This is a genomic window from Jannaschia marina (assembly GCF_013404595.1).
In the GTDB taxonomy this organism is placed as follows: Bacteria; Pseudomonadota; Alphaproteobacteria; order Rhodobacterales; family Rhodobacteraceae; genus Jannaschia; species Jannaschia marina.
This window is the reverse complement of sequence record NZ_JABVAX010000015.1, coordinates 41,485-65,188: the sequence shown is the minus strand read 5'-3', so window position 1 is coordinate 65,188 and position 23,704 is coordinate 41,485. Positions and strand designations below refer to the sequence as shown.

Genomic DNA, 23,704 nt, shown 5'->3' with positions numbered 1-23,704 from the left:
CCCTGACTATCCCTCGGGACCGTCAGGACAAACCACAACGAAACGCCCGGAGATCGGCATGAGGCTGTGGAGGAATGGCAAGGGTCACGACGCAAATGGCAGAACTATGCGTCGCGTCAGAGATCCCCCTCCCCTTTGGGCTGGATTTCCGCATTGCGCGGGCCCCCCTCCCGCCCTCGCCGGGAGGCAGGGTTTCAGGAGAGGCACCGCTTCGCGGACCTTCCCGAACCCCCGCCACGATTTTCGGCACCAGACCGGAACGGGCATCACCACAAGGAGGCCGGCATGGCTAAAGCACGTTTGGACATCAAGCAGCACGTCACGGATACGATCATCGCGCAGATCGAGGCAGGGACGCCACCGTGGCGCAAGCCGTGGACGGGCGACGCATCGGGCGTATGTTTTCCGCTTCGCCATAACGGCGAGCAGTATCGCGGAATCAACATTTTGATGTTGTGGGCGACGGCAATGGTGAAGGGCTATAATTCTGCCCGCTGGATGACATTCCGTCAGGCGCAAGAGCTTGGCGGCAGCGTTCGCAAAGGCGAGAGATGCACAAAGTCCGTTTTCTATGGCACGTTCGAGAAAGAGATCGAGGCGGACACCGGCGAGACCGAGACCCGCACGAGCCGCTTCGCCAAGTCCAACAATGTCTTCAACGCCGATCAGATCGAGGGGTTGCCGGAGGAATACTATATCCGGCCCGAACCGCCCCGCGACCTTGGCACGGAGACTGATCCAGAGCTTGAGGCGTTCTTTGCGGCGACAGGTGCCGAAATCATCACCAGCGAAGATCCTCGCGCCTACTACAAGCCCGCACAGGATCACATTCACATGCCGCCGATTGCGACGTTCTTCGAGACGAGCGGCTATTTTGGAACCCTTGCGCACGAGCTGATCCACTGGACTGGCAGCGAGAAACGCCTTGAGCGGATCAAGAAATTTCAGGACAAGCAGGCTTACGCATTCGAGGAACTGGTGGCCGAAATCGGCGCATGTTTCCTGTGTCTTCAGCTTGGGGTCAAACCGCAATTCGATCAGAGCGCGGCCTATGTCGAGGGATGGCTTGAGGCGCTGAAATCAGACAAGGAACTGATCTTCAAAGCGGCAGCCGAGGCGCAGAAGGCCGTCGATTACATCAACGCCTTGGCACCGGCAGCCAAGGACAACGCCGCAGAGCAGGTGGCCGCCTAAGCGGCCCCATCACCCTTTAGCGGCTGGTCGGACTGGCCCCTGCCTGCTACGGTTTTTTTACTCCCTGTCGGATCGGCCGAGACCGATCAAGGCCCGCATTCTGTCACAGGTGCGGGCCTCTTCTTTTTCGCATGAGAGAATTGACGAGGGGCCAGACGCGGCTTGCGCCCCATCTGGCCCCTCGCCCGGCGCTTCGCGCCGATGCCCTCCGGGCGGGTCAGGTGCAGGAAAAAACGACTGGCTCGCCCAGATCGACCGTCACGGCTTCGTCACCGTTCTCGATCACCACCGTAGAGAATTGCCGGAAGCCGGAGAGCAGGGTTTCCCAAACGGCTTCTTCTGTCGCCAGCTTCATGATGTGGCCGCGAACGACATTGGCCTGGACAGCGATACCGTCTTCAAAACGAAACACGACATCTTCTGTCGCCATCGGGTCCGTTCCGAGCTGGACCAAGACGGCGCTTTCCGAACTGCCATAGACCGTGTTCGGGTCGCATACGAGCGACAAGCCCACCGACCTGTCAGGTGTGGTATAAAGATCGAGGCCGCGTTCGAACTGGTGTTCCCAGGCAAACGCGGCTGTGCCGGTGAATCCGGCGAGAAGGACGGTGAATGCGAGGGTCTTACGAACGGCCATGAGACTGTCTCCAAAGTTAGAAACAGCCTAGCATTTTCAGCGTCATAAGTGAAGATCATCCGGCTTTCGCTTCGGCATCTTCCCACCGATCCTGCCAGATGTCGTAGGTGGCGACGAGCTGGCTGTTCGGGCCGAATAACGCCACTTCACCCTTCGCCTTCGGATCGCGCATGTAAGCCGCCCCAAAGGCCCGCAACAGTGTCGGATTGGAGGACCGGACTTCGCCCAGGTCCTCCCCTCCTTCCGCCGTTCGGATCGCGAACATCGGATTTTTAGACATACTCCACGTTCTCCCGAGGACCATCTTTCCACATCGGGGCCAGGTGCCCCGTGTTCCATTGGTAGAGCCAGCCCACCAGCTCGCGCGTCTTCCTGTCCAAGATCCGTTTTACGGGTTTGGCGTGTTTTTTCTCTTTTCGTGGCATGTTCCATGAACCTCTGCTGAACGCAGAGCTTTCCCGTCCGACCACGAAATGATCGACGCAGGTTTCAGCTCTGCCTGAAACCCTGCCGAGCGGCGAGCGTGAGAGGATGGGGGTGAAGCAAAATCGACGAGGTTGGTGCGGCCCGCAGCCGAAGGCGAGGACACGGCCTTGTCTATTTTGCTTCAGGGGGAAGGAAGCCTAAACTCCTTCCCCCTCTTCATCGAAAACTTGGACCGACTTGTCGGTCCTTCTAGCAATACTTCTCGGTCAATTCCGCGATCACCGCGTCAAGATTGGACCAGAAGCGTGTCTCGAATTGGCCCCTCAACATCGCGCCATCGGACATGACGCCGAGCGGGTCATGTTCTTTGCGCAGCTTCTCGATCAGCTTCGTCGGCACCGTCTTCGTTGTGCGATAGGCTTCGCGCATGGGGCGGCGGTCGGCCTCTGGAACCTGTTTGAACTGCTGTGTTGGCTCGAATGACGCTGTGGTCCGGCGTCCGGCCAGGGCGATGATATGCTTGCGGTCAAGACCGCGATCCAGAAGCGGTTGCATCGCGTCGGCCTGCGATTGTTTTACCCCCGCGATCAAGCTCACCAGACGGGTTTCTTCTTTATGCCTTTGCATTGGCGCCGTTTTCTTCTTGGATGGTGGGGCGGGCTTCGGCGCAGTGTTGGGCTTCGCTTCGGACGTGACCGTGGGAGCTTCGGCGGCTTTCGTGGCCGGTTCCGGTCGAGGCGTCGTTTCGGTCTTTTCGGGCTGCGTTGGCGCTTCTTTTGTCAGTCCGGGGATCACCACATCATCGGGCATGTTTGACGGCGCTTTTCGATAGCGCGAGAACTGATGGTCATATGCGGGGTCTTTGCCTTGCACGACAGGTTTCTTTTTCCGCGCCATCACTCGTCCCCCGTGATTTCCGCAAGAATGTCGAGTGCTTCTTCAACCGCTTCATCGAAGTGCTTCGCGTGGGTGCGGCCGAGGCCAAATCTGCCGGTTCGCTTCTCTTCGGCCTGGACGTGCAGGAACCCGTTGGTGTCGGCATCAAGGTGCTGTTTGCGGTGCATGAAGTAGTTATTCATGACCGGAAACCGCTCAATCGCGAGCATTTCGATCTTCTTTTGTGTGGCGTTCATGTCCCTAGGCACGTCCGCCATGAGGATGCGAAGTGTCGGGAGCAGATCGGGATCATCGACACGTTCCCGAAGACCGACATACCAGTTGAACGTATCTGTGGTGATCGAGAGGTCTTTGTCGGCCATCTTCATTGGGACGACAAGAAAGTCGCTATGGGCCGCCAGTTCATCGGCCCATTCGCCAGCCGCCCCTTGTGTGTCCACGAAGACGAGATCGACGCTGCCTGCTTCATAGGCTTCCTCAGTCCATCGTTCGAGGTCGGCGGCGTATTCGAGCTGGCGCGATATGATGAGCGGCTCTGCTTCGGAAAGAGGCTTGAGCCAGCGGTGCAATCCCTGCTGGGGGTCGGCGTCCAGCGCGAGAATGCGCTTTCCGTCTTTCAGGGCCGCGCTGATGAGGGCTTGAACAAGGGTCGTTTTGCCCGCGCCGCCCTTCCGGGTCATGACGGTGATGACTTTCATGGCGTCATTCGGCTGCCCGGTCTGCACGAAGCCGTTTTCTGTCTTCTGTTTCGTGTTCGGTTCGTCGTGTTTCGCGTTTGTTGTGGCCTGTTCCATGTTCTTTGCCTCATGTTCGGTGTTCTGCGCTTTGTATGCGTTGTCGCATGTTCGTTGTGATGTGTCACGGGTTTCTTGTTCGCCGCGATCTGTTCGGTGTTCGGTGTTCGGTGTCACGGGGTCGGTGTTCGTTGTTCGCCGCGCGGTGTTCGTTGTTAGGTGTTTGGTGTATTGCGTAGGTTGTCTGCTGTTTTTTGTTCGGCGTTTGTTGTTTTGTGTATCGCGCCGAAAACAGGGTAGCAGCGGCTTTCGGGCGACAGTTGGGTCGGTCGACTAGAACATCCTCGGCCCGGAGAGCCGCTGGAAGGGGGGCTACAGGCGTTTCCCGTGGTTTGGGTGGGGTGGGGGTGCGGTTGAGCTGATAAGGGTCCACAGCGCGATTTTTTGAGGGGTCTCTGGTGGCCTCGCAAGCTCGGCGGTCTCGCCTCCGGCTCGACGCGCGGACCCTGGGCTCGGGTCCGCTTCAACGGAATACATCCATTTTGAACGGCTTTGAGACGTGATGCAATCTGCGATTGCCTCAAAGCCTAAATGTCTGTATGAGTTTGGCAGGAAATAGGGAGTCTTTGTTCAGTATGTCGAAGCGCAAGCGTTTGAGCCGGGATGAACGCCTCGCCATCGTCCGAGACCGCGCGAAAGGCGTTTCGCCCAAGGCGCTTGCGCAGAAGTTCGATGTCACGGAACGGACGATCTACTACACACTTCGGACTGAAAAAGAGCGGCGACGCGATGCAAGCACGAGGACGAAAACCGTTTCTGTGACGCTGACGCCGGAAGAGTTGCAGAAGTTCGATGCCCTCATATCGCGGCTCAACATCAACAATCGGTCGGATGCGCTTCGTCGGTTGATCCAGTCCGCGAACGGGATTTTCCAACCTGACGATCACTTAGCGAGCGAGTTGCAGGGGTTTCGAGCGGCCTTGAACAGGGTCGGAAACAACGTGACGCAGATCGCGATGCGGTTGAACGAGGCGAAGAACAAGGGGATCGCGCCGGTGTTCGGCGTTCAGAGCCTCAACCAGATCAAGGCGCTTTCGACTTTCGTTCTGGATTTTGCGGACCAGGTGGACCTACTGGCGCGACGCAGGGTCGAACATATCACCCTGCGGGCGCGGGCCGAGTTGAAGGAGCTGGCCGATGGCGCGGAGTGATGCGGTCTCTGCCGTTTCAGGTGAACTGTTTGAAAAGGGGTGGAGCAGGGTTCGAGGCTCGATGCAGGGCCTTCACCAGCAGCGCAAACAGATGTTCCGTGCTGCCAGAGGTCATCGAGCGGCCGTGTTCAAGGCTATTCGGGGTGGTGGGACGCATACGAAAGGCCAGCTTTCCAACCAGTTGACGTATCTGACCACCAAGTCGTCTCACATCGTGGACAGCCGAGGGACATATGTTGGTCAGAAGCGGCTATCGGGTGATGACATCAAGGATATGACCGAGCGGTTTGCGAGCCGCTGGGATGAGAGCTTCAATCCGAAGCTGGGCAACACTACGCACATGCTGATGTCGTATCCCATCGGCACAAGAGGTGAAGACGTTCGTGACATCTCCGCCGCGGTTGCGGAGCGGTTTTTCAAGACCGAGGAAGGCAACTTTGATTACATCATCGCGGTTCACGAGGATCGCGAACACCCCCACGCCCATATCGTTCTGAACCGGCGGTCCCAAGAGGGCGAGTTGTTCTATCTCGGTCGGGACCATCGGTTCAACTACGATGATTTTCGTCTTGCGATGGTTGAAGAGGCCGAAAAGGTCGGCGTGAAGCTGGAAGCCACCCGCCGGGTGCATCGCGGGGTGGTCGATTACGCGCCGCGCACCCGAGAGGTGTATGCTGCGAAGGAAGAGGGCCGCCCCGCAGTGGGGAGGGAGCGGATCGGTCGCGACCTGGACCGGACCTTGGCCGAAATCGCATCGAATGCGCAGCTCTATGAACGTCTGGCAGCCGACGCGACCCGAGAGAACAGAGAAGATGCTGAAAATGCGCTCATGCGGGCCGGAGCGATCCTGGCGCGTGGCGGGCGGCTGGAACCCGAAGGAGAAATTTACATGGCCGAGCAGCAGAGCTTTGAGGAATTGAACGCCAAGCTGACACAGGAGATCGAACGTGTCAGCAAATTGATCGAAGACGCCCCGGAAGGGCAGCGCGCCGCGTTGCAAAGGCAGCTTGCGACGGCGGTTGCGCCGGTGGAAAGCGTCGGTCCTTCGTCACTGCGTCAGCCGCCCTCTGCCACGGGCGTATACTCCGAACGCAACATCAACGAGGGGTTGGTTGGCAAGCTGCGTGAAGGGGAGACGCGTGCGCAAGTCGAGACGGCTTTGCGAGGGACCGGCATCTCATCCGAAGCCGTTATCAGCCGGATCGAGCAGGGCGCGAATAACGCTGCCCTTGAGCGGCAATGGTATGCTGACGATCTTCAGAAAATCGCTGAAACGCAAAATCTCAATCTCGAAAGACAGGAGGATCTTCGCGTCGCGGTGGACCAGCTCGATCGCGTGCATGTTCAGTTGGGAACGACGCTGGAACGCGCTGAGGTGGTCCGCCGCGATGGTGTGACCGACGAAGTGACCGAGGCGACTTTCCACTATGACGCCGAGAGCGTGGACGACATGAGCCGCGCGGTGCGCCAGGACTTGCGCGATCAAGGTTTGACCGAAGCGCAGATCGCGGAACGGGCTGACGAGATCGAGAGCAGGGCGGAGGCGCGGATCGAAGCCGAACAACGCGACTATCTCCAACGACATCCCGAGCTATTGGCACGTCCGACCGATGTGATCGACACTGCCGACCCCCTAAACCCACGGGTTGTGGATCGGAATCGTGCCGATCAGATCGACCGTGAGATTGAGAACGTCATGTCGCGGGCAGACGGCAGGACTGACGTGGATGTTGCTGTCGCAGCCGATTTCAAGGAACGGTATCCGGACATGCCGGATCATCTGGCGAAGGGCTTGGCGACAACCTATGTCGCGTCCTTTTCCGCGAACAATCGTGACGAGCTGATCGAAGCGGAACGTCAGGCCGCACGGGATGCGGATTCTCGTGAGGCACTGTCGGAACGGTTGGCAACCGATGCGGGGATCGAGCGCGCCGAACGAGAGGGTATCAGGGCAGAAGATCGCGATGCGCGTATGACCGCCCTTGAACAGGAACATCCGGCTATCGCGCGGGCCATCGAGCATGAACGCACCGATAGGATCAATCCGCCGTTCCCGGACAATGAGAGCCGGCAGGTTTTCCGTGACGAGATCGAACGGGATTTGAACGACGAGCAGATCGAAGCTCTGAAGCGCGGTGATGCCGATGTGCTGGACGAGGTAATAGATGATCGGCTCGACCGCCTCTACGCTGCCAAAGCCTATCTTCAGTCGGACGAGGCAACCGCAAACAGCGAGGCCGTTCGGGAGGTGGTTTCCGAGATCAACGAGGAAGAATACGACGCACAACGCTTGCGGAGCATCGCGAGCCATACTGAGAAGGGGCAAACACATGGATAAGGGGAAGATCGCAGTCGGGATCGTCCTCCTGACCCTTGTGGGCGCCGCGATGGGTTATGTCGTCGCGAGCGCCATCCTCAGCTTTCGCACGTTCGGAATGCGCGCAGAGATCGACTTTTTCTGGATTGCGAACAACTATTTTGCGATGCAGCGCGTTCGGCCGGACGATTTTCAACTGGTCAATTTCATCATCGGTGGCTTTGCATTTGCGGCTCTTCTTCTAAGCGCAGTTCTGTCCGGCTCGGCTCTGACCAGGTTCGGTCGCACCCATTGGCAGAAGGCGGCTGAAATGAAGCGCAACGGCTTCTTCACGCCGCCGGGGCAGGGGTTTATCCTGGGAAAGCTGGGTAAACCGTCCAGTTCGGCACGCTTGATCTCATCGAAGGTGTTTCCTCACGCTTTGATCGTCGCGCCAACGGGCCGTGGCAAGACGACCGGCTTTGTCATTCCTAACCTGTTGACGTTCAAAGGCAGTGCCGTTGTTCTTGACGTGAAGGGCGAGAATTTTGAGGCCACGGCGCGTCACAGGGCCTCCCAGGGCGATAAGGTCTATCGCTTCGCGCCGGTCGATTGGAACGACCGCCGGACACATCGCTACAACCCGCTGCTAAGAATTGCGGCGCTGGAAGACCCCAACCAGCAACAAATGGAGCTTCAGCTTCTTGCAACGCTGTTCCTGCAATCGGACAGTGACAGGACGCAAGGTCTTCTCAAGGGTGGCATCGACCTGTTCGTTGCCGCTGGGTTGTTGGCATTCCAGCGGAAAGTGCCAACCCTGGGCGAAATTTATCGGATCACATCTTCCGGGGGCAACAAACAGAAGGAGTTCCTGAAGCGTCGCGACGAGGTTCAGAACCGCGCGGCAAAGCTGATCTTCGAGCGCATGGGATCTACGAACAACGACACCCTGACATCCTATGTGTCGCTTCTGATGACATCTGGTTTGGACCAATGGTCGAATCCGGCGGTGGACGAAGCCACGAGCGTCAGCGATTTTGATTTTCGGACGATCCGCAAGAAGCCCTTCACGGTCTACCTTGTGGTTGCGCCGAACATGGTCAAGCCGATGGCTGCGCTGATCCGGCTGTTTTTCTCTGACCTCATTTCCTCGCTTCAGGACAAGGAGCCTGGCCCAGATGAACCGTGGCCGGTGATGATTATCCTGGACGAGTTCAACCGGCTCGGAAAAATGCCGATCGTCGTGGAGAGCATCGAAACCTTGCGCTCCTACAAGGGTCGGCTCGCAATCGTAACGCAGACCATTCCGGCGCTGGACGAAATCTATGGTGAGAACACACGTCGCGCGCTTCAAGGCAACGCAGGTGTGAAACTGTATCTCACGCCATCAGACGAAAAGACGGTAGAGGAGCTGTCCAAGGCAGTGGGCAAAACGACGAAGCGTGTCGTCACCCGGTCTCGGTCAATCGGGCGGAACCCGTTCGAGGGACGGAGCATGTCGGAGCGGACCGAAGAAACATCGCTCCTGCCCGAGGATGAAGCGCGCCGGATGCCGCTGGACGATATTGTCATGGTGGTCGATGCGCAGATGCCTGTGAGAGCGAAACGGATCAAGTATTTTGAAGACCCGTTTTTCAAGAAGATCAATGCAGCCCAGAAAGGCGACCTGCCTTTCCCCGAAGAAGCGAAGGCGCTCCCTGCACCTGAAGAACAAAACCAAGATATAGAAACGGAGGAGGCGGGCCGTTCATCTGTAGCGCAATCAACGGAAGAACCCGCTGTAGTTCGGGAGATCGAGCCCGAGCCGATGCCCGAACCTGCTTCCCACGCGGCACAGCCCAGTGAGAACGCGGGGCAGGGGGGATTGCCTTCAGAAGTGGACGAAGCCCCGCAAGCCAGTCGAAGAGTGGCCATCTGCCAGAACATTGCCAGCTCCGGGAAGCCGCTGAAAATGGGCGGCCGAAAGCGACGATCCAAAGCTGCGCGTGAGAACGCGGACGGACAGCAAAAGATGGACCTTTCCGTCCAGCAGCGACTTCCTTTGGAGGGGGGTGTCGACGGTGACACGCAGGCGAAGGAGGCGGTGGCGAACGCTGTTGCCATTCTCAGTGCCGTAGGAAATGACGATCAGGACGATGACTTGCCGCCCGATGAGGGCGATGCGTCGGGGAAGCAAATACCGCCCAAGTTCGTTGATCGACCGGATTTCGTGGATCGACAAGAAGAAATTTTGGCGGAAGAGCTGGCCGATGGCGCGACACTGATCCAGCAACGTGAAGACGGAACATGGGTTCGCAGGCGGGCCGACGATGATGAGGTGGAGCTTGATTATCGCGACGATCAGGGCGTGCGGCATAAGGCATGAGCGACGACCGACCTACTCTTGTCGTCATCGCAGGAGCCAACGGTGCAGGGAAATCGACCCTGACCCGTTCTGGGCTTCCAGGTGATCGTCCCGTTATCGACCCTGACGCTATCGCGCGGCAGATAAATTCTGAGAACGTCGAGGTGGCAGGCGTTGCCGCTGGTCGAGAGGCGGTGAAGCAACAAAACGATTTTCTTGATCGTAGGGAGAGCTTTGCCGTGGAAACCACACTGTCTGGCAATCGAACCTTGAAGCTGATGGACGAAGCCCGTTCGAGGGGTTTCGAGGTTGAGCTGCACTATGTTCGTCTCAACAGCCCTGATGCAAATGTTGCTCGGGTTGCAAACCGGGTTGAACGCGGCGGTCATGATGTTCCTGCTCAGGATGTTCTGCGGCGATATGAACGGTCATACGAGAACCTACCCGAAGCGATTGCCCGTTCAGATCGCACAGACCTCCACGACAATTCCGGTGCACGTCTCATTCGGGTTGCAGAGCTGAGGCGTGATGGTTTTCGATTCCGGGATGATCCACCCCATTGGGCGACGGAAAGTGCCATGACGGCAGCACGAACGATGGAGAGGAACGCGGACACGGAAGCTGAAAGTGATCGTGCCGCGCTTCGATACGGCGAGGCCGCTGTAGCGGCCGGCGCGATGACGCAAGAAGATCTAGACGACCTTCGCGAGCGCATCGAGGACGACGATGCAGGCAAGGACAGCGAGCCAGGTCTGCGCCACTGACCTTCACCTATCGTTTATAAGCTGTGTGACAGCGCGTCCGGCCCAAAGAATGTAGGGGGGGAGCGTCAGAGAGTAATGACCACAGTTCAGGCTTAAAACATCGAGGTTCGCCCCGTGGGAGGTCAGCGTTTCTGTCAGACGGTGGGAGAGCGTCGGCAGAACAACCGTGTCCCTTTTTCCAAGCACGAGCTGAAGATGAAGGTCGTTGCGTGAGAGGCTTTCTGCATGGTGCCCAAGATCGAGCGGCAACCAGGCTTGCCGAAATTCCGACAGCGAGATTGCGCCTTCCAGGCTTTCGCGAATGTGCCGGGTCGCGCGGCCGGTCCAGCACATCTCTGCGAGACTGTCCGCAGTCAGGAATAAGGCTGCGTTCTTCACCGCAGGATCGTGGGCGGCCAACAAGCCGGCAACCCAGGAACCCAGACTCATGCCCAAGACGGAAATTTCGTCGTAACCCTCTCTTTCAAGCCAACGAACAATCTGACGGCCATCAAGGACTGCCTGTCGGACGGATTGCAATGTCCGGCCCAGCGATGGGCTAAGCATGTGGTCGGCGTAGTCTGAACCTGGCCGTGACCGTTCGTGGTGATATGGCATAGCCATCTCGATCACAGCGATCTCGCGCCGAGTGAAGTATTTCGCGATCTGGTCGTATCGGGATTTTGCGTTCCAGTGGTGAAACAGGATCACGGCCTTGCGGGATTGTTCGCCATCACTAATCTTCGCGACGACCGTGTTGTTTTCAGGTGTTGGCGTCACCACCTGCGAGGGGAAGGTGATCCACTGATCGTTACGATCAACCTCTGTTACTGTGTCTATCTCCTGGTCGAAGAAACCCGGATTTTTCGCGGCCAAAGTGGCGTGCTGGATGAACCCTTCTATCGTCGTGACATCATCTGCACCTTCAAACGCAAGAGTTGCATCGAGACGAAGACCAGTCGCTCGCTTGATCGCATCACTTCGTGCGGCCTTCTTCTCATCCCATCGGTCCAGCAAGCTATGTAGCACTTTGTTGCCCACGAGTTCGACGGTTTAGGCTGAAACGCAGCTCCGGGTCGAAGAAGCAGTATAGGCCGAGCAGGACAGCCAGGAGCAGCATGATCGAGAATCCTGCGAAGGCTCCAATCAGAAGATAGCTTGCCAAGAGATAGAGTATGACACTCGCCATCCGTGCGCCTCTGACGGTGAACCGCTCGCCAATCGCCAATCGTGCGAACCCATAGAGGAATGGAACGCAGGTGGCGATCGCGACGATCAGGCTGGTGTAGTGGGTTGGCATCCTGAAATCCGCACGACTTTCCGCATTGCCTTGGACCGCGACCGCCGAAAGGGCATCATCCGCGAGCCATTGCACCACATTGGGAGAGGTCGATGTGAGATAGAAGCTCTGTAGCTTCATGCAGATTGCAACGAAGATACCAGCGATCGTGCAGCGACAGATTGCCCGCATGACCCGGCGACTGATCGGGGCGGCAGCGGCCTGCGCCTCTGACCCTGATTTCCAATCGGGATTTTGCTCAATCTCCCAAAAATCGTGGGCCACGGTGAACAGCAGGATCAATCCGACAAAGAACAGATAGAAGCAGAGACACATATACAAGTAGGCGAAGCCGGTGAACGCGATGGACTGGGGAATCGAGACTTCTTCCGGGCGCACAAGGGCCAGCGTCCCCCAGTCGATTGCATAATCATCGACGCCGTTCAGTAGCGTCATGAGTCTGACACCGATCCACTGAAACAGGCCGGCAAAAGCGACGCAGAGAATGAAAACTGCCCAATAGGTGTAGGACGCAGCCATTACCTTGCGATCCCAACCATCTTCCTTTTCGGTCAGTTCGCCAGCATCGAGCAGCGATCTGCGGCCCTCGTTTTTCCAGTATGACATCAGCTCCACTGCGAAGGCGAAGAACAGCGGCATGAAGATCATGAACAGGAACGTCCAGTTCGGTGCCCACAAGAACCCGACCTGTTTCGAGACACCGCTTGGTCTCGTGTATTCTATACTGTGGATGCCCAGGAAGAAGGCGAGGAAACCAAGTGCTACCGCGCCAGCGAAAACCGATGCAGGTAAATCGAGGGGAGAGCGTCTTCCAAAAAGGGCTTCCGACCGGCGGGCCAGGCAGAAGGTTGGTTTGGGCTTTGTTGGCGGGGCAGGGGTCGTGTGGGCAAGCTGATCGGCCGCGCGGTGCCCCTCCACCCGGTGTTCTGTCTTACGGCGGCGGTTCTGCGTCAGGCGTTCCCGAGCCGCTGTCAGTTCCCTTTGCCAGTCGCTTGTCGCATCGGGATCATCACATCCGAAAATCCGGGCCAGCCATCGGATGTTTTCAGCTCGTATGCCTCTCTCGTTGTCCTGGAGCCAGTGCTGAACGGTTCGCAACTCTATGCCTGATCGGTTCGCGTCGATCTGCGAGATGGCCTCCGCAAGCAACTCGGCCGTCCAGGGGCCTTCAGGAAACCCATTGCTATCGACAGGTCTGCCTGCTCCGACTGCGACGAGTCGCTTCAGGAGGGTTTTCAGGTCTTCGCCACGATCTTCCGGGGGGACAAAAAACTTACCATTCTTAATCAAACGCTTATCGGCTTTCTGTTCGTGCCTGTTCGTTCACTTTCATATCAGGTCGTGATCGACATGACTATATTGGTGCAACCAGAACGTGAGATTCGGAACATCCGGGGGACACGATCATGGGAAAGCAATTCGCAGGCGAGGTTTTCGCGCAACGAGAGCCTGCTTCAACTACGCGAAGACGGAGACAGGCACGTCCCGTCAAGCGGATCATTGACAAAAAGACGCGGCAGGTCGTGGGCTGGCTGTATCAGTGGGATAGCGGCCATCTGGCCCCGATGTGGAAAGCCGGGCGCTGCGAGAACGTCGTTTACGAGTAATAGACAAGGGGCGTGGTCCTAACCGCGCCCCTTGATGGCTATTTCTTGCCGGCGTCTGCAATCCGTTGGGACCGAGCTTTAGTTTCGATCATCTGCTGCCCCGTGCCTGTCCGGGGTGGTGGCGCAGGTTGCGAACTGTTGGCGGCTGGTGAAGGCTGACCGTAAGATGTTCTTTCAGGCATCGGCTGTCGAGTTACCATTGAGCGAAGGCGCAGACCCGCATATTCGCTTCCTGTCGCAGAACCCATGAGATAACGATTCTGGGCTTGCTGACTTCCCCCAAATGCACGACCGAAGGCATAGCTGCCACCCAAGCCGCTAGTCAGAGCTGGCATGACAATGTTGCCCGATATTGCGCGCACGATAAACGGGGTGGCAATGATGAAACCCTTTGCCATCAGAACCATCATGAAGAATGGAAGGAGGGCTCCAATATTCGTGGCGTCCGCAGGATCACCCAGTCGGGTTAGAAGCGAACGCGCGATGCCGACGATCGTGGCAAAGACGCCTGCTACGACAACCGGGTAAAGAGCAAAGGAAATCACCGCTGATAGCCAACGTGCGAAGTAGTCTTTCGTCACCTCGAACAAGGTCAGAAATATCATGATAGGAGCAAGTCCAAGAAGCAACGCGATCATGAGCCGCGAAGCCACGATGATGAAGGCTGCAAGACCGCCCAAGAGGGATAGCAGAACGACACCGAGCAAGTCCATCAGGGCGCCAGCCATCCAGTTAAGTTCCGAGCCAGCAGCATTTAGGTAATCACCCAAGCTGGCAATTAGGCTATCGAATTGTTCGGCAAATGTGCCAGAAGGTCCTGGTGTTCCTCCTCCGACAGATGCAACCAATGCGGCTGATATACTATCAATGCCACTTAGGATGGCGGATGAAAGGGAATTGAATTGCGTCCAGTTTGTCGCAAAAATCCCGACGAGAATGATTTTGACTGCTAGCCAGAACGCCTGTCGCCCATCCATTGACCGATATTGGTAGGCCATGTTGATAAAGACGAAGATCACCAAGACGGTGCAGGCGAGCTGGATCATTGTCCCGACCGTGGTGGCGACTGACCCGAATTGTGTCTGGGCGGCATCGTCCAGAAACGTCTCTGCCGTATCAACGATATATGTAACAATGCTCATGGCTTTGCCTCACCGCCAGTTGCCCTGTTGAACACAAATGGTTCGATGCGGCTCTCGGTGCAGTCGCTTGGCTGCGTCATAAGGGCGTTGTGCGTCCATGACAGCCCATTCATCTTCAAGCCTCGCGTAGTTCTCGAGATAATATTCCACCACCGGCTCCCAAGAGGGAAAGCGGTTATCGCATGAGCAGGTGCCAGTCTGAACCACAAGCTCATAGCGATAGGCCGAATACATCGCTTGAAGCAAAAGGGTGCGATAAGCCTCTTGGACAGGCATATTCTGGATTATCTGCGGCTCATTTGGTCGACCCGGACAAATCTCGTCAGTCTGGCCCGATGAAACCATCTGGGCGACTGAAACCGTAGGCAAACTTATGGTTGCCGACAGCACTGCATACAGGACTATCTTCATGCCGCATCCTCATGGTTCTTCTTCAGATCAATCAATTCGCGCGACAGAAATACGGTGTAGCCATTGAAGCCTTTTTTATCTTGTGCCGGATGAACCGCGACGATTGCGAACCCCGCCATGCCCCACTCCGCAAGACTAGCTTTCATTTCGTTGTGCGTTTTCTCGTTGTGAGCGTGGAAAAAAAGCACTTCATGTTCGAATGTCTTCATCGCCATCCTCCATTGTCTGGCCGGGCAGGTAAAATTCGGTGATGCCCCTATCGCCGTCCGCGCGTGCAGCTTGGACGATCACGTCGATGGAGCTTTCGATGTATTGTATCATGTCCTGGTAGGTCATGGGGATGTCGGTTTTGAGGGCGGCGATTGCCAGCCGTTGAACCGCCAGTTGAGGCGTCTCGGCGTGAAGCGTCGTCATCGACCCACCGTGGCCGGTGTTGATGGCTTCGAGAAACGTCATGGCCTCGCTGCCGCGAACCTCGCCCAGGACAATACGATCCGGTCGCATCCGAAGCGTCGAGGTGAGCAGCGTATCGGCCGACTGCATTTTCACATCGCGGTTCGAGATCAGCGTCACTGTGTTCGGTTGCGGAGGCACCAGCTCGGCCGCTTCCTCGATGGTGATGATCCGTTCTTCCGGCGGGACCAACGCGAGAATCTTACGAGCGGCGACCGTCTTGCCTGTCGAAGTTCCGCCGGAGACGATCATGTTCAACTTGTGATCGACACAAAACTGTGTGCAGGCGTCGATGTCGCCGGACTTTGCGACCTCGCGCAGCTCACGGTTCCGCTGAAGTCGTTTCTGTTCGAGACTGTGTTCTGCCCCATAGAGAAACTTCAGCTTTATGTCGCTAAGCGGCAGGGTGGAAAAAAAACGCAGACTGATCGACACGCCGTCGATGACGGCGGGTGGCATAATGACCTGGGCGCGGATCGGACGGTCCTTGTAGGTGATGCTCACCGATACGATAGGTTTGTCCTTGCTGATCGTCGTGCTGGCGGCAGAGGCGATTTGATTGCCAAGGTCACGTATCTCGGTCTGGGTCAGGGTGGCGTTCAGGGGGCTCATAAAGTGATCCCCCTGAAACTCGCCCCAGATTTGCCCATCGGGGTTGATACATATCTCGATCACGTCTGGTCGTTGCGCGTCGGGCAGCTTGTCGAGCGAGCTTTCAAGATACGCACCCGACATCAGAAAATTTCCAGATCGCGATCGACCATGACCGTGATCCGAGCGCCTTGTTCGACGTAGATCACGGGGCCAATGGAGAGATAATCGTCAATGACACTGCCGGTGCTGTCGCTCAGATCGTCGCCAACATCCTCCAGCACCTCCGCACTGGTGTCATCTTCAACCTGGGCCGCAGCTGCGCCGGGCAGGGCATTGATAAGCGAGATCAGAGCAGCCGATCCGAAGCGTTCATCGAAGCGCGTGTCCACAAAGCCCGTTGTGCCGGACCGGCCAAGTTCATCGCCCCCGAAGGAGCTGATAACGACCGTCTGGTCGTTCGGCAGGATGATCCGGTCCCATGCAATCGTGATCCTGCTCTGCGCGATGTCGGCGCCAGCACGATACCGCCCGATCAGTTTCGATCCGCGCGGAATCAGAATGCGTGAGCCGTCATACGAATGGACATCCTCCGAAATCACGGCCCGCACCTGGCCTGGAAGCTCGCTCGACACCGCCGTTTCCATGACAGCTTGGATCATCGTTCCCTGGATCACGGTATTGCCGGGGTTCGCGATCACTTCAGCCTGCGTCACCTGCGTCGGCAACGCGCCGTTCAGCACGAAATCGGTCACTTCGCCAAAGGTGCGCTCGACAAGTTCACCGTCCTGGCCACCAGCACCGCCAAAGGCGATGGTCGGAGACTGGATGCGCGCTTGCTGGAAGGCTTCTTCTTCGAGACGGCGACGTTCCAGTTCGGCCAGGCGGCGAGCTTCTTCTTCAGCCGCAAGGCGCTGGCGTTCCAGTTCCAGCAAATCTTCTTCCGTTGGACCCGGCATGGCCTGCATTTCAAGGATGCGATTTTCGAGGTCGCGAATGCGCTGTTGCAGGGCCGGATCAGGCCCTTGATCCAGCATTGCCAGTTCGAGGTCCGCCTGAAGCTGACGCAGCTCGCGATCCCGCTCTTCCAGAGCCTCCGCGAATTGCTCTTGGGCGTTTTGGGAGGCTTCCTGCAACGCCGCGATCTGGGCCGTCAGGGCCTCGATAGCTTCGGCAGCCGCCGTGTCATCCTCGACCACCGGAGCTTCCGCGTTTCGCAGTTCCTCGATCTCGGCGCGTAGGGCGGCGAGCTGTTCCAGGAGTTCCGCGTTCGGCTGGACTGGAACCTCCACAACTTCCGGTTCCGGCGGGGCAGGGGGGACGAAGGGTTCAATCTCGCCAAACCCATCACCTTCTGCCTGAAATTCTTCCGGCTGTGCTGTGGGCAACAGCGGTTCAGGCTCTTCTTGCAGCGTCAACCAAACGACACCACCAAGGGTCGCAATCGCGGCGACGCCGCCGATTGCCGCGACAGCCGAGGGGCGTTTTTTCCCACCGCCGCTTCCACCTTCGAGTTCATCAAGGCGCTTTCTAAGTTCGTCCACTTCGCTCATGAGCTTGCCCCCGGCACGATTTCTTGAATACAGACGATTTCCTCGCCAAGACGCAGAACCCATTGGTCATTGACCCCGGAGACCCGCAAAACGCCGTCTTCGATCTGGGTGCTGTTGACGGTTCGTTCTCCACCGTTGCGATACCGGAAGATCGCCGGCACCGGCGCGTTCCGGGCGAACCGGAAGTAGGTGAATGTGCCATCATCCCAGACCGCCGTGGGCGTGAAATCCGTGCGATTGCTGGCCGCGTAGTTATAGTTGGGCGCAGCCGCAGCGACGGCATTCTGAGGTGCCCGCTGCTCTTCAGGATACCGGAATTGGACCACGTAGAAGGTGGGTGACGAGCTTTCCGTCACATTGAAGTAGTAACTGCGCCGGTTTGTATAGACCGTGATGTTCGTATGGACGCCGCGGGCAAGGGGCTTGATCGCAAACGCCTGACCACCGGGAACGCCGTCGAGCTGGAAGCCTTCCGTGTCCCCCGCGATGATCGACCGGATCGTCTCGCCTTGACCAAACTCGATGCTAGTCACATGCGTCAGGCTGACGTGCAGGCGATAGACCTGGCCTTCCTGATAGGTTGCGACGCGAACGCGACTGTCGTTCGGCCCCCGGTTGGGTGTGGTTTCGGCCAAGGCAGGAGCCGCAGCAAGAGCCAGGGCCAGCGACAGAATGGTGCTGTTGAGTAGCTTCATTTTCAATTCTCCAATCTGTCAGAACGAATGCTGTATTCCGTGACGGTGAAGCCGAAAGGGTTCGTCCACACGTCATCAATGCTCCGACGCTCTTCGGGCCTAAACTCGAACAGAAGCGTCGCGGTGAAGAGGCCAGCCTGGACGCCTTGTGGGCCGGTCAGGCGCTTGCGCAGCCGCACGGTCGCCCGGTTCGTTCCGATCCGGTTGATCGAGAGAATTTCGACATCGAGGCGTGCGTTTCCGCCATAGACCGTGGGAGGATAATTCGCGTTGGCACTGTTCCACAGGTTGCGCATTGAGGCTTCAGCCGCGCCATCAGAGCGTTCGAGGATGCTGCGCACCCGAAGATCGTTGTCCACCTGGTTGTAGGTTTCGCGATCCGTCACATAGCGGAAAACCGCAGCTTCAATGATCGCCTGATTTTCCGTCACCGTGACCGCCCCGACAGAGGCGTTCGGCAGGGCCATGCCCGTCTCGGGGTTGTAGGGGACGACGACAGGCGGAGGGTCCGTGTCGAGGACCGCGACCGCTGCCGCAGAGAGGCATCCGACAATCCCGAAGACCAGACCGCTGATCCCGAGCTTCTGCCAAAGCTGTTCGCGGCGACGTGCGCCGTAGATCAGCTCTTCCTCAACAATTTCTGTTTCGTTCGACACGTCCCTGTCCTTCCTTAGTCGGCACGGAGTTCAGGGAGGGTGAAGTCCATGAACCGCTGTTCTTCTGCGATGGTTGCCGCGTCGATCACGCCGCCCTGGCCGTCGCCAACGGTCTGCACCGCCTCAAGCTGCCACATCGCGACAAGCGCGATCGCCAGCTCCGCAGTGACGCGGGTGTTCAGATCCACGCTGTCTTTCAGCTCTTCCATGTCACCAATCATGCCGACGAGGCGGTCAACGCGTTCGAGCGACTGACCGGCTTCCTCGTAGGAGGTCTGTGCAGCGGCCGAGACGACCGCGCCCGTGGTGGCCTGCGTCGCCGTGCGTTCGGCACCGGCGTTTCCGCTTGTCGCCATTTCGCGCAGAGTGTCTTCATCGAACCCGGCCTGTTCGAGAACCCGTGTCATCTGGGTTTCGATGCCCGCAGCGTTGTTTCCTGCGAGAGCCGAAAAATCCCCTTCGCGGATCGCGTCGATTGTCGCCAGGATGTCGCCAAATTCCTGATCGAGCAGCCCGTTCAACTCTTCCTCGAATTGGGTCGTGATGATCTCCGGCAGCTCCATCAGCCCGGTCAGCGCCTCATAGGTCGCCTGCAATTCCGCGAGCTGTTCCTGAAGCGTGGCGAATTGCTCACGGAGTTGGACAAGCTGTTCGTTTTGCAGCACTTCGTCTTCAATCATCTGACGAAGTTGCTGGATTTCCTGCGCGATGTTGCGCGCATCGACTGTGGGAACGCCCTGAGCGTAGGCCGCGCCGCCCCCCAGAAGGCTGGGCGCGGTCAACGCCGTCATTGCGAGACCCGCGATGATCGTTGTGGTGCGCAGAGTTCTGCGCAGGTGTGAGAGAAAAGTCATCAGTCCAGATCCTCCAAGGTGAAGTCGAAAAATTCGTTTTCCGCCATGCGGGCGGCTGCGATCGCCATCTGTTCGGCGCTCATCGGTTGGGTTCGGGCGGCTTGCAGCCGGGTCCGCGCTGCGATCAACCGCACCAGCTCGGCCCGCGCGTAGGTGTTGAGCGCCATCGACTCCTGCAAATCTTCGGTCTCGCCTATCCTTTGGACGATGTTCCGAATGCGCTGTGCTGCGACAGTGATCGAGGCCATCGAGTGATTGCCGTAGGTTGCGGCATTGGCTCCGGTCAGCGAGAGGTTCGAGTTTGCCAGAAGGGAAACGTCAATCGTGCCCAGAGCGTCGATCCCTCCCACAACAGAGAGGTAGTAATTGTATTTTTCTGGGATGACCTGGACGTAGTGCTGCGTTTCCTGAAACGGCGGCACGCCCCCGTATCTCTGCACGTTGCCGGGGCCAGCGTTGTAGGCAGCCAGGGCGTGAATGATGTTCCCGTCGAACATGCGAAGCATCTGTGCGAGATACCGGGCACCACCTTCCACCTGGATATACGGGCTGTCGTAATATTCCGGGTAGATGCCAAGATCGCCAGCCGTTCCCGGCATGATCTGCGTCAACCCGAAGGCCCCGACCGGCGACCGTGCCCCAATCGTGAACCGGCTTTCCTGCCAGATCAGGGCTTGCAGCAAGCACCGCCACTGGACCACGGACAAACCGGCTTCGGACACGCCAGAATAGCCATGCGTTTCAATCGCGACGCGAATGATGAGCTGTTCGATGTTTCCAGACGCATCCCCGAACATTTGCGGTGCGCCAGGGTTCGGATCGGTCGGGCTGTAAAGCACATCCGCAGATTGCTCCGGCGAACCGCCGTCTTCGAGCGCCGTGACCATCGCCGGGATGCCCTGGCCCCCCAGGCTTGTCTGCGCATCGAGAATCTGTTGCAGGACGGCGAGCTGTTCACGCTCGATTTCCGCGATTTCTTCCTGCACGCCCAGAGTATCGGCCTGAACCTCTAGGTCGTTTTCGCGGTGCTGGTTGGCAAGCTCGTTGCGGATTGCCAGACCGTTATCCACGGTCGGAACGCCCTGGGCCGAGGCTGAAGCCGCACACAGGGCAATAGCCGCCGTATGAAGCAAAAGCCTATTCATTGAACGCAACCTCCTGAAGCTGATCGACGGGGATCGCTCCGTCCAGAGCGACGAAGTTGCAGGGATCTTCGGCGGGTGCGACGGCCATGAAGTTGAAGCAGTTCGCCTCCGATGGCCGGTAATTCGTGCAAGCGCCGAGTGTCAGGGCGACGAGGGTGAGCAGTGCAGCAGTTTTCATGTGATCCTCCAAAAGTCCGGTCTCTGGCGGTAGTCAGCACCAACCAGTTGTTCGCCCGTTTCCATCCCGCCCAGCACCGTGAGCAGCGGGCCGAGGGCGCTCAGGTCCGCGTCAATGACGACAGACCCTCCATCATCCCGGACCAGGCCGAGACGCGAATTGCTTCCCGTGGTCAGGAGCAGATCGAGTTCTTTCGCGTGCAGGTTCAGCATCGAATAGTCCGAGGCCGAAGCCCGGATGTTCGGCAGCAGAATTTGGGTCGGAACCGCTTCGATGATCGTCTTGCCGGTTCTGGTCTGTTCGAGCTGACTGGCATACTGCGTCATCATCACGACGACCGCGTTTTGTTTCCGTGCCGTGACCAGCCAGTTGGACAGGCGTTCCGCGAAGTAGGGGTTGTCGAGCGCCTTCCATGCTTCATCAATGATGATGATCGTCGGCTTCCGGTCCTCGATTTTGCGCTCCACCCGCCGGAAGAGGTAGGAGAGAACGGCCATTCGCTCTTTTTCGCTTTCACTGTCGAGAATGCCGGTCAGATCGAAGCCCACCACATCCCCTTCGAGAGAGAACGTGTCTTCTGCGTTCTGGCCGAAGATCCAGCCGTAGCGCCCGGTCGCGGTCCATTCCTGCACTCGTTCATGAAGATCACCGCCATCATCGGTCGATGCGAACAGCGACGCCAAATCGGACCAGTTGCGCAGATCGTCACGGACCGCATTGGCATTTTGCCGGACGACTTCCTGGATACGGTTCGTTTGGGACGGAGAAAGCGGTTTGTCCTGCCTGTGGATCAGCGCGGCCATCCAGTCCGCCAACCACGCCTGACCGCGTTCATCTATCTCGGTGCGCAGCGGGTTGAGCCCTGTCGGCTCGCCGGCCTTTACTGCCGAATAGCTTCCGCCGTTCGCGCGAACGGCCATTTCCATACCTGCGCGGTAGTCGAAGACGAAGATGCGCACACCCATGCGTCGCGCCTGGGTCATGAGGAATGCCGACAGGACCGATTTACCCGAACCCGGACGGCCGAGGATCAACGTGTGTCCCCCGGTCGGTTCCTTTTCGGGAGACCCTTCTTCGTGATAGTTGAACCAATAGCCCGAGCGTTCAGGCGTTGGGAACATCGTGATCGGCGTTCCCCACGGCACCTGATGACCTTGTTTCCCGAGAGGCGCGCGGTGCAGAGCGGCGAAGTCTGCGAAGTTCCGGTTGGTGATCGCCGCTTTCCGGCTCCGCTTGGCGGAATTTCCAGGGTGCTGCGCGAAGAAGTGGGTCTTTGCAGCAAACCCTTCGTTGATGATGTTCACGCCCTCGCTGGCCGCGATGTTCCTGACCTCGCCGGAAATTGCGTCTAGTTGCTCCGGCGTGTCCGCAAAGACCGTCACCGTCATATGATGGTCCCCGAAGGTCAGCCGCTTCGCTTCAAGGTCATCGAGTGCCTCGACCAGTTCGGCTTCGAGGGAGATTGCCCCATCATCCGCGGCCTTCATCATCCGGCGCTGACGCTTGATCCGGGAGGCCATCATGTTGCTGTTGATCGGGGTGAACGAATGCGTGACCACCATATCGACAGGCAGGTTGAGGCTGTCGAACATGGTGCAGCTCGTCTTCGCCGGATACTGCTTCACCGCAAACGTGGTGCCATATCTCGTCCCGACCGCACCGTCCGAAAGCACGAATGTCGTGCCTTGGAATGTCACGCGGGTATTGGCGACATCCTGCGAGAGGTATCCGTATTTCGACCCCTGAAAGAGGGGGAGTTCCTGGCCGGTGTTGAGCGCGCCAAGGAAGCCCAGCAATTCGCCTGACATTGCCGAGAGCAGTCGCGGCTTCATGTCCGCAAAGGTCGATTTCAACTGTCCGACCAGCTCACTTAAGATGCGAAGCCGTTTTTCCGTCTGCTGGCGCAGCAGACCGATGGTCTTCTTCGATGAAAAGGGCAGCTTTTGGGTCAGGGTAGGGCGGTGGATCACCGTCACCGTGAGGGTTTTGTCGCGAAGGTTCGCCTCATCGAGCGACGCGCGCCACTTCGCATCGACCCGCGCGGCAAAATCATCGCCGTCCACGGCGCGAAGGTTCGCGTCGATCCCCTTGGAGACCTTATGGACGTAGAAACTGAATTTTTCACCGCTCTGAGCGATGATCGACGCTAGAAGGGCGCGCGTTCTGTCGAGATATTCGTCGTCGGTCGTGTTGCTGTTCACGCCCGTAAGACGGATGCACTGGAACAGCTCGTTGCCGCGCGTCCTGACCGTATGGTCATTGGCAAGCGTCACATATGGCAGCATGTGCGCAAGCTCGCGCTCGCGCTTCGCCCAGTCCGGGAGCAGTGTCATGGGATCATGACCTTCATCACGGGGCATAGCTGTCGCCTCCATGCACTTTCCTATTCGGGGTAGGGGGGGTTTCCTGAAGCGTGGTGGCGACCACATCAATGAATGCGGGATCCCAATCCGCCGCCTTCCAGAGCAGCGGATAGAGACATCCTGCCACCACCGCGATCAGCCAGTGCTGAAACCAGACGAACAGCAGAACCGAGCCGAACAGCCAGACCATCGCATACATGATGGGAAGGCCGAGCAGTTTGGGAGGTCGGATCAAGCCGATGAAAAGGCGCGATTGTTCTGCCATTCGTCTGTT

Annotated in this window: 23 protein-coding genes; 5 read left to right on the top strand and 18 right to left on the bottom strand. The window is 58.3% G+C overall.

Going from position 1 to position 23,704, the window contains the following annotated elements:
* The first annotated feature begins 285 nt into the window (after positions 1–285).
* Positions 286–1,194, top strand: a complete 909-nt coding sequence (locus HSX43_RS17100; RefSeq protein ID WP_179381354.1) for an ArdC family protein — start codon at positions 286–288, stop codon at positions 1,192–1,194.
* A 217-nt stretch (positions 1,195–1,411) separates the two neighbouring features.
* Here HSX43_RS17100 and HSX43_RS17095 read toward each other — a convergent pair whose 3' ends face one another.
* The 4 genes from HSX43_RS17095 to HSX43_RS17080 all read right to left on the bottom strand — a co-directional run bounded on the left by HSX43_RS17095 (position 1,412) and on the right by HSX43_RS17080 (position 4,065).
* Complete coding sequence (locus tag HSX43_RS17095; protein ID WP_179381353.1) at positions 1,412–1,831, bottom strand: hypothetical protein; 420 nt, start codon at positions 1,829–1,831, stop codon at positions 1,412–1,414.
* 55 nt (positions 1,832–1,886) lie between these two features.
* On the bottom strand, positions 1,887–2,096 hold the full coding sequence (locus tag HSX43_RS17090) for a hypothetical protein (RefSeq protein ID WP_179381352.1): 210 nt from the start codon (positions 2,094–2,096) through the stop codon (positions 1,887–1,889).
* A 410-nt stretch (positions 2,097–2,506) separates the two neighbouring features.
* Positions 2,507–3,154, bottom strand: coding sequence for a hypothetical protein (locus HSX43_RS17085; protein WP_179381351.1), 648 nt, complete (start codon positions 3,152–3,154; stop codon positions 2,507–2,509).
* Positions 3,154–4,065, bottom strand: coding sequence for a ParA family protein (locus HSX43_RS17080; RefSeq protein WP_179381350.1), 912 nt, complete (start codon positions 4,063–4,065; stop codon positions 3,154–3,156). Before HSX43_RS17080 ends, HSX43_RS17085 begins: the two co-directional genes overlap by 1 nt.
* A 458-nt stretch (positions 4,066–4,523) precedes the next feature.
* Here HSX43_RS17080 and HSX43_RS17075 point away from each other — a divergent pair, with 458 nt between their 5' ends.
* Genes HSX43_RS17075 through HSX43_RS17060 form a run of 4 tightly spaced genes read left to right on the top strand, consistent with a single transcriptional unit; the run spans position 4,524 to position 10,503 of the window.
* Positions 4,524–5,099 carry a ribbon-helix-helix domain-containing protein gene (locus tag HSX43_RS17075; RefSeq protein ID WP_179381349.1) on the top strand — a complete coding sequence of 192 codons (576 nt, stop codon included), beginning with the start codon at positions 4,524–4,526 and terminating at the stop codon, positions 5,097–5,099.
* Positions 5,086–7,437 carry a relaxase/mobilization nuclease domain-containing protein gene (locus HSX43_RS17070; protein WP_179381348.1) on the top strand — a complete coding sequence of 784 codons (2,352 nt, stop codon included), beginning with the start codon at positions 5,086–5,088 and terminating at the stop codon, positions 7,435–7,437. The genes HSX43_RS17075 and HSX43_RS17070 overlap by 14 nt, the downstream gene beginning before the upstream one ends.
* Positions 7,430–9,760: a type IV secretory system conjugative DNA transfer family protein gene (locus HSX43_RS17065; RefSeq protein ID WP_179381347.1), complete on the top strand. Its 2,331-nt coding sequence runs from the start codon at positions 7,430–7,432 to the stop codon at positions 9,758–9,760. Before HSX43_RS17070 ends, HSX43_RS17065 begins: the two co-directional genes overlap by 8 nt.
* Positions 9,757–10,503, top strand: coding sequence for a zeta toxin family protein (locus HSX43_RS17060; protein ID WP_179381346.1), 747 nt, complete (start codon positions 9,757–9,759; stop codon positions 10,501–10,503). The genes HSX43_RS17065 and HSX43_RS17060 overlap by 4 nt, the downstream gene beginning before the upstream one ends.
* Positions 10,504–10,506: 3 nt before the next feature.
* On the opposite strand, the gene HSX43_RS17055 is transcribed toward HSX43_RS17060, so the two are convergent.
* From HSX43_RS17055 to HSX43_RS16990, 14 genes are all read right to left on the bottom strand, one after another.
* Positions 10,507–11,511, bottom strand: a complete 1,005-nt coding sequence (locus HSX43_RS17055; protein ID WP_179381345.1) for an RcgR family putative quorum lactone hydrolase — start codon at positions 11,509–11,511, stop codon at positions 10,507–10,509.
* On the bottom strand, positions 11,501–13,072 hold the full coding sequence (locus tag HSX43_RS17050; protein ID WP_179381344.1) for an RcgA family putative transporter: 1,572 nt from the start codon (positions 13,070–13,072) through the stop codon (positions 11,501–11,503). The genes HSX43_RS17055 and HSX43_RS17050 overlap by 11 nt, the downstream gene beginning before the upstream one ends.
* Before the next feature lie 355 nt (positions 13,073–13,427).
* Entirely contained in the window at positions 13,428–14,531 is a 1,104-nt protein-coding gene (locus HSX43_RS17045) for a type IV secretion system protein (protein ID WP_179381343.1), read from the bottom strand.
* 9 nt (positions 14,532–14,540) lie between these two features.
* Entirely contained in the window at positions 14,541–14,942 is a 402-nt protein-coding gene (locus HSX43_RS17040) for a hypothetical protein (protein ID WP_179381342.1), read from the bottom strand.
* On the bottom strand, positions 14,939–15,151 hold the full coding sequence (locus HSX43_RS17035; RefSeq protein ID WP_179381341.1) for a hypothetical protein: 213 nt from the start codon (positions 15,149–15,151) through the stop codon (positions 14,939–14,941). Before HSX43_RS17035 ends, HSX43_RS17040 begins: the two co-directional genes overlap by 4 nt.
* The gene (locus tag HSX43_RS17030; protein ID WP_179381340.1) at positions 15,132–16,130 is read right to left on the bottom strand and encodes an ATPase, T2SS/T4P/T4SS family; all 999 of its coding nucleotides are present in this window, start codon (positions 16,128–16,130) and stop codon (positions 15,132–15,134) included. The genes HSX43_RS17035 and HSX43_RS17030 overlap by 20 nt, the downstream gene beginning before the upstream one ends.
* The gene (locus tag HSX43_RS17025) at positions 16,130–17,539 is read right to left on the bottom strand and encodes a TrbI/VirB10 family protein (RefSeq protein ID WP_179381339.1); all 1,410 of its coding nucleotides are present in this window, start codon (positions 17,537–17,539) and stop codon (positions 16,130–16,132) included. The genes HSX43_RS17030 and HSX43_RS17025 overlap by 1 nt, the downstream gene beginning before the upstream one ends.
* Positions 17,536–18,234, bottom strand: a complete 699-nt coding sequence (locus HSX43_RS17020; protein ID WP_179381338.1) for a TrbG/VirB9 family P-type conjugative transfer protein — start codon at positions 18,232–18,234, stop codon at positions 17,536–17,538. Before HSX43_RS17020 ends, HSX43_RS17025 begins: the two co-directional genes overlap by 4 nt.
* Before the next feature lie 2 nt (positions 18,235–18,236).
* A complete protein-coding gene (locus HSX43_RS17015; RefSeq protein WP_179381337.1) occupies positions 18,237–18,890 on the bottom strand; it encodes a virB8 family protein in 654 nt (217 codons plus the stop codon).
* Positions 18,891–18,904: 14 nt separating this feature from the next.
* Positions 18,905–19,744 carry a type IV secretion system protein gene (locus HSX43_RS17010; RefSeq protein ID WP_407929389.1) on the bottom strand — a complete coding sequence of 280 codons (840 nt, stop codon included), beginning with the start codon at positions 19,742–19,744 and terminating at the stop codon, positions 18,905–18,907.
* Entirely contained in the window at positions 19,744–20,889 is a 1,146-nt protein-coding gene (locus tag HSX43_RS17005) for a lytic transglycosylase domain-containing protein (protein ID WP_179381336.1), read from the bottom strand. Before HSX43_RS17005 ends, HSX43_RS17010 begins: the two co-directional genes overlap by 1 nt.
* Positions 20,882–21,067, bottom strand: coding sequence for a hypothetical protein (locus HSX43_RS17000; protein ID WP_179381335.1), 186 nt, complete (start codon positions 21,065–21,067; stop codon positions 20,882–20,884). Before HSX43_RS17000 ends, HSX43_RS17005 begins: the two co-directional genes overlap by 8 nt.
* The gene (locus HSX43_RS16995) at positions 21,064–23,427 is read right to left on the bottom strand and encodes a VirB4 family type IV secretion/conjugal transfer ATPase (RefSeq protein ID WP_179381334.1); all 2,364 of its coding nucleotides are present in this window, start codon (positions 23,425–23,427) and stop codon (positions 21,064–21,066) included. The genes HSX43_RS17000 and HSX43_RS16995 overlap by 4 nt, the downstream gene beginning before the upstream one ends.
* Complete coding sequence (locus HSX43_RS16990) at positions 23,417–23,695, bottom strand: type IV secretion system protein VirB3 (RefSeq protein WP_179381333.1); 279 nt, start codon at positions 23,693–23,695, stop codon at positions 23,417–23,419. Before HSX43_RS16990 ends, HSX43_RS16995 begins: the two co-directional genes overlap by 11 nt.
* Positions 23,696–23,704 lie beyond the last annotated feature (9 nt).

What these genes read in the sequence shown, in the direction of transcription:
- HSX43_RS17000 (WP_179381335.1), bottom strand. Translation starts at nt 21,067, where the DNA reads ATGAAAACTGCTGCACTGCTCACCCTCGTCGCCCTGACACTCGGCGCT.
- HSX43_RS17065 (WP_179381347.1), top strand. Translation starts at nt 7,430, where the DNA reads ATGGATAAGGGGAAGATCGCAGTCGGGATCGTCCTCCTGACCCTTGTG.
- HSX43_RS17020 (WP_179381338.1), bottom strand. Translation starts at nt 18,234, where the DNA reads ATGAAGCTACTCAACAGCACCATTCTGTCGCTGGCCCTGGCTCTTGCT.
- HSX43_RS17005 (WP_179381336.1), bottom strand. Translation starts at nt 20,889, where the DNA reads ATGAATAGGCTTTTGCTTCATACGGCGGCTATTGCCCTGTGTGCGGCT.
- HSX43_RS17095 (WP_179381353.1), bottom strand. Translation starts at nt 1,831, where the DNA reads ATGGCCGTTCGTAAGACCCTCGCATTCACCGTCCTTCTCGCCGGATTC.
- HSX43_RS17010 (WP_407929389.1), bottom strand. Translation starts at nt 19,744, where the DNA reads ATGACTTTTCTCTCACACCTGCGCAGAACTCTGCGCACCACAACGATC.
- HSX43_RS17060 (WP_179381346.1), top strand. Translation starts at nt 9,757, where the DNA reads ATGAGCGACGACCGACCTACTCTTGTCGTCATCGCAGGAGCCAACGGT.
- HSX43_RS17025 (WP_179381339.1), bottom strand. Translation starts at nt 17,539, where the DNA reads ATGAGCGAAGTGGACGAACTTAGAAAGCGCCTTGATGAACTCGAAGGT.
- HSX43_RS17070 (WP_179381348.1), top strand. Translation starts at nt 5,086, where the DNA reads ATGGCGCGGAGTGATGCGGTCTCTGCCGTTTCAGGTGAACTGTTTGAA.
- HSX43_RS17085 (WP_179381351.1), bottom strand. Translation starts at nt 3,154, where the DNA reads ATGGCGCGGAAAAAGAAACCTGTCGTGCAAGGCAAAGACCCCGCATAT.
- HSX43_RS16990 (WP_179381333.1), bottom strand. Translation starts at nt 23,695, where the DNA reads ATGGCAGAACAATCGCGCCTTTTCATCGGCTTGATCCGACCTCCCAAA.
- HSX43_RS17030 (WP_179381340.1), bottom strand. Translation starts at nt 16,130, where the DNA reads ATGTCGGGTGCGTATCTTGAAAGCTCGCTCGACAAGCTGCCCGACGCG.
- HSX43_RS17040 (WP_179381342.1), bottom strand. Translation starts at nt 14,942, where the DNA reads ATGAAGATAGTCCTGTATGCAGTGCTGTCGGCAACCATAAGTTTGCCT.
- HSX43_RS17075 (WP_179381349.1), top strand. Translation starts at nt 4,524, where the DNA reads ATGTCGAAGCGCAAGCGTTTGAGCCGGGATGAACGCCTCGCCATCGTC.
- HSX43_RS16995 (WP_179381334.1), bottom strand. Translation starts at nt 23,427, where the DNA reads ATGCCCCGTGATGAAGGTCATGATCCCATGACACTGCTCCCGGACTGG.
- HSX43_RS17090 (WP_179381352.1), bottom strand. Translation starts at nt 2,096, where the DNA reads ATGTTCGCGATCCGAACGGCGGAAGGAGGGGAGGACCTGGGCGAAGTC.
- HSX43_RS17100 (WP_179381354.1), top strand. Translation starts at nt 286, where the DNA reads ATGGCTAAAGCACGTTTGGACATCAAGCAGCACGTCACGGATACGATC.
- HSX43_RS17035 (WP_179381341.1), bottom strand. Translation starts at nt 15,151, where the DNA reads ATGAAGACATTCGAACATGAAGTGCTTTTTTTCCACGCTCACAACGAG.
- HSX43_RS17045 (WP_179381343.1), bottom strand. Translation starts at nt 14,531, where the DNA reads ATGAGCATTGTTACATATATCGTTGATACGGCAGAGACGTTTCTGGAC.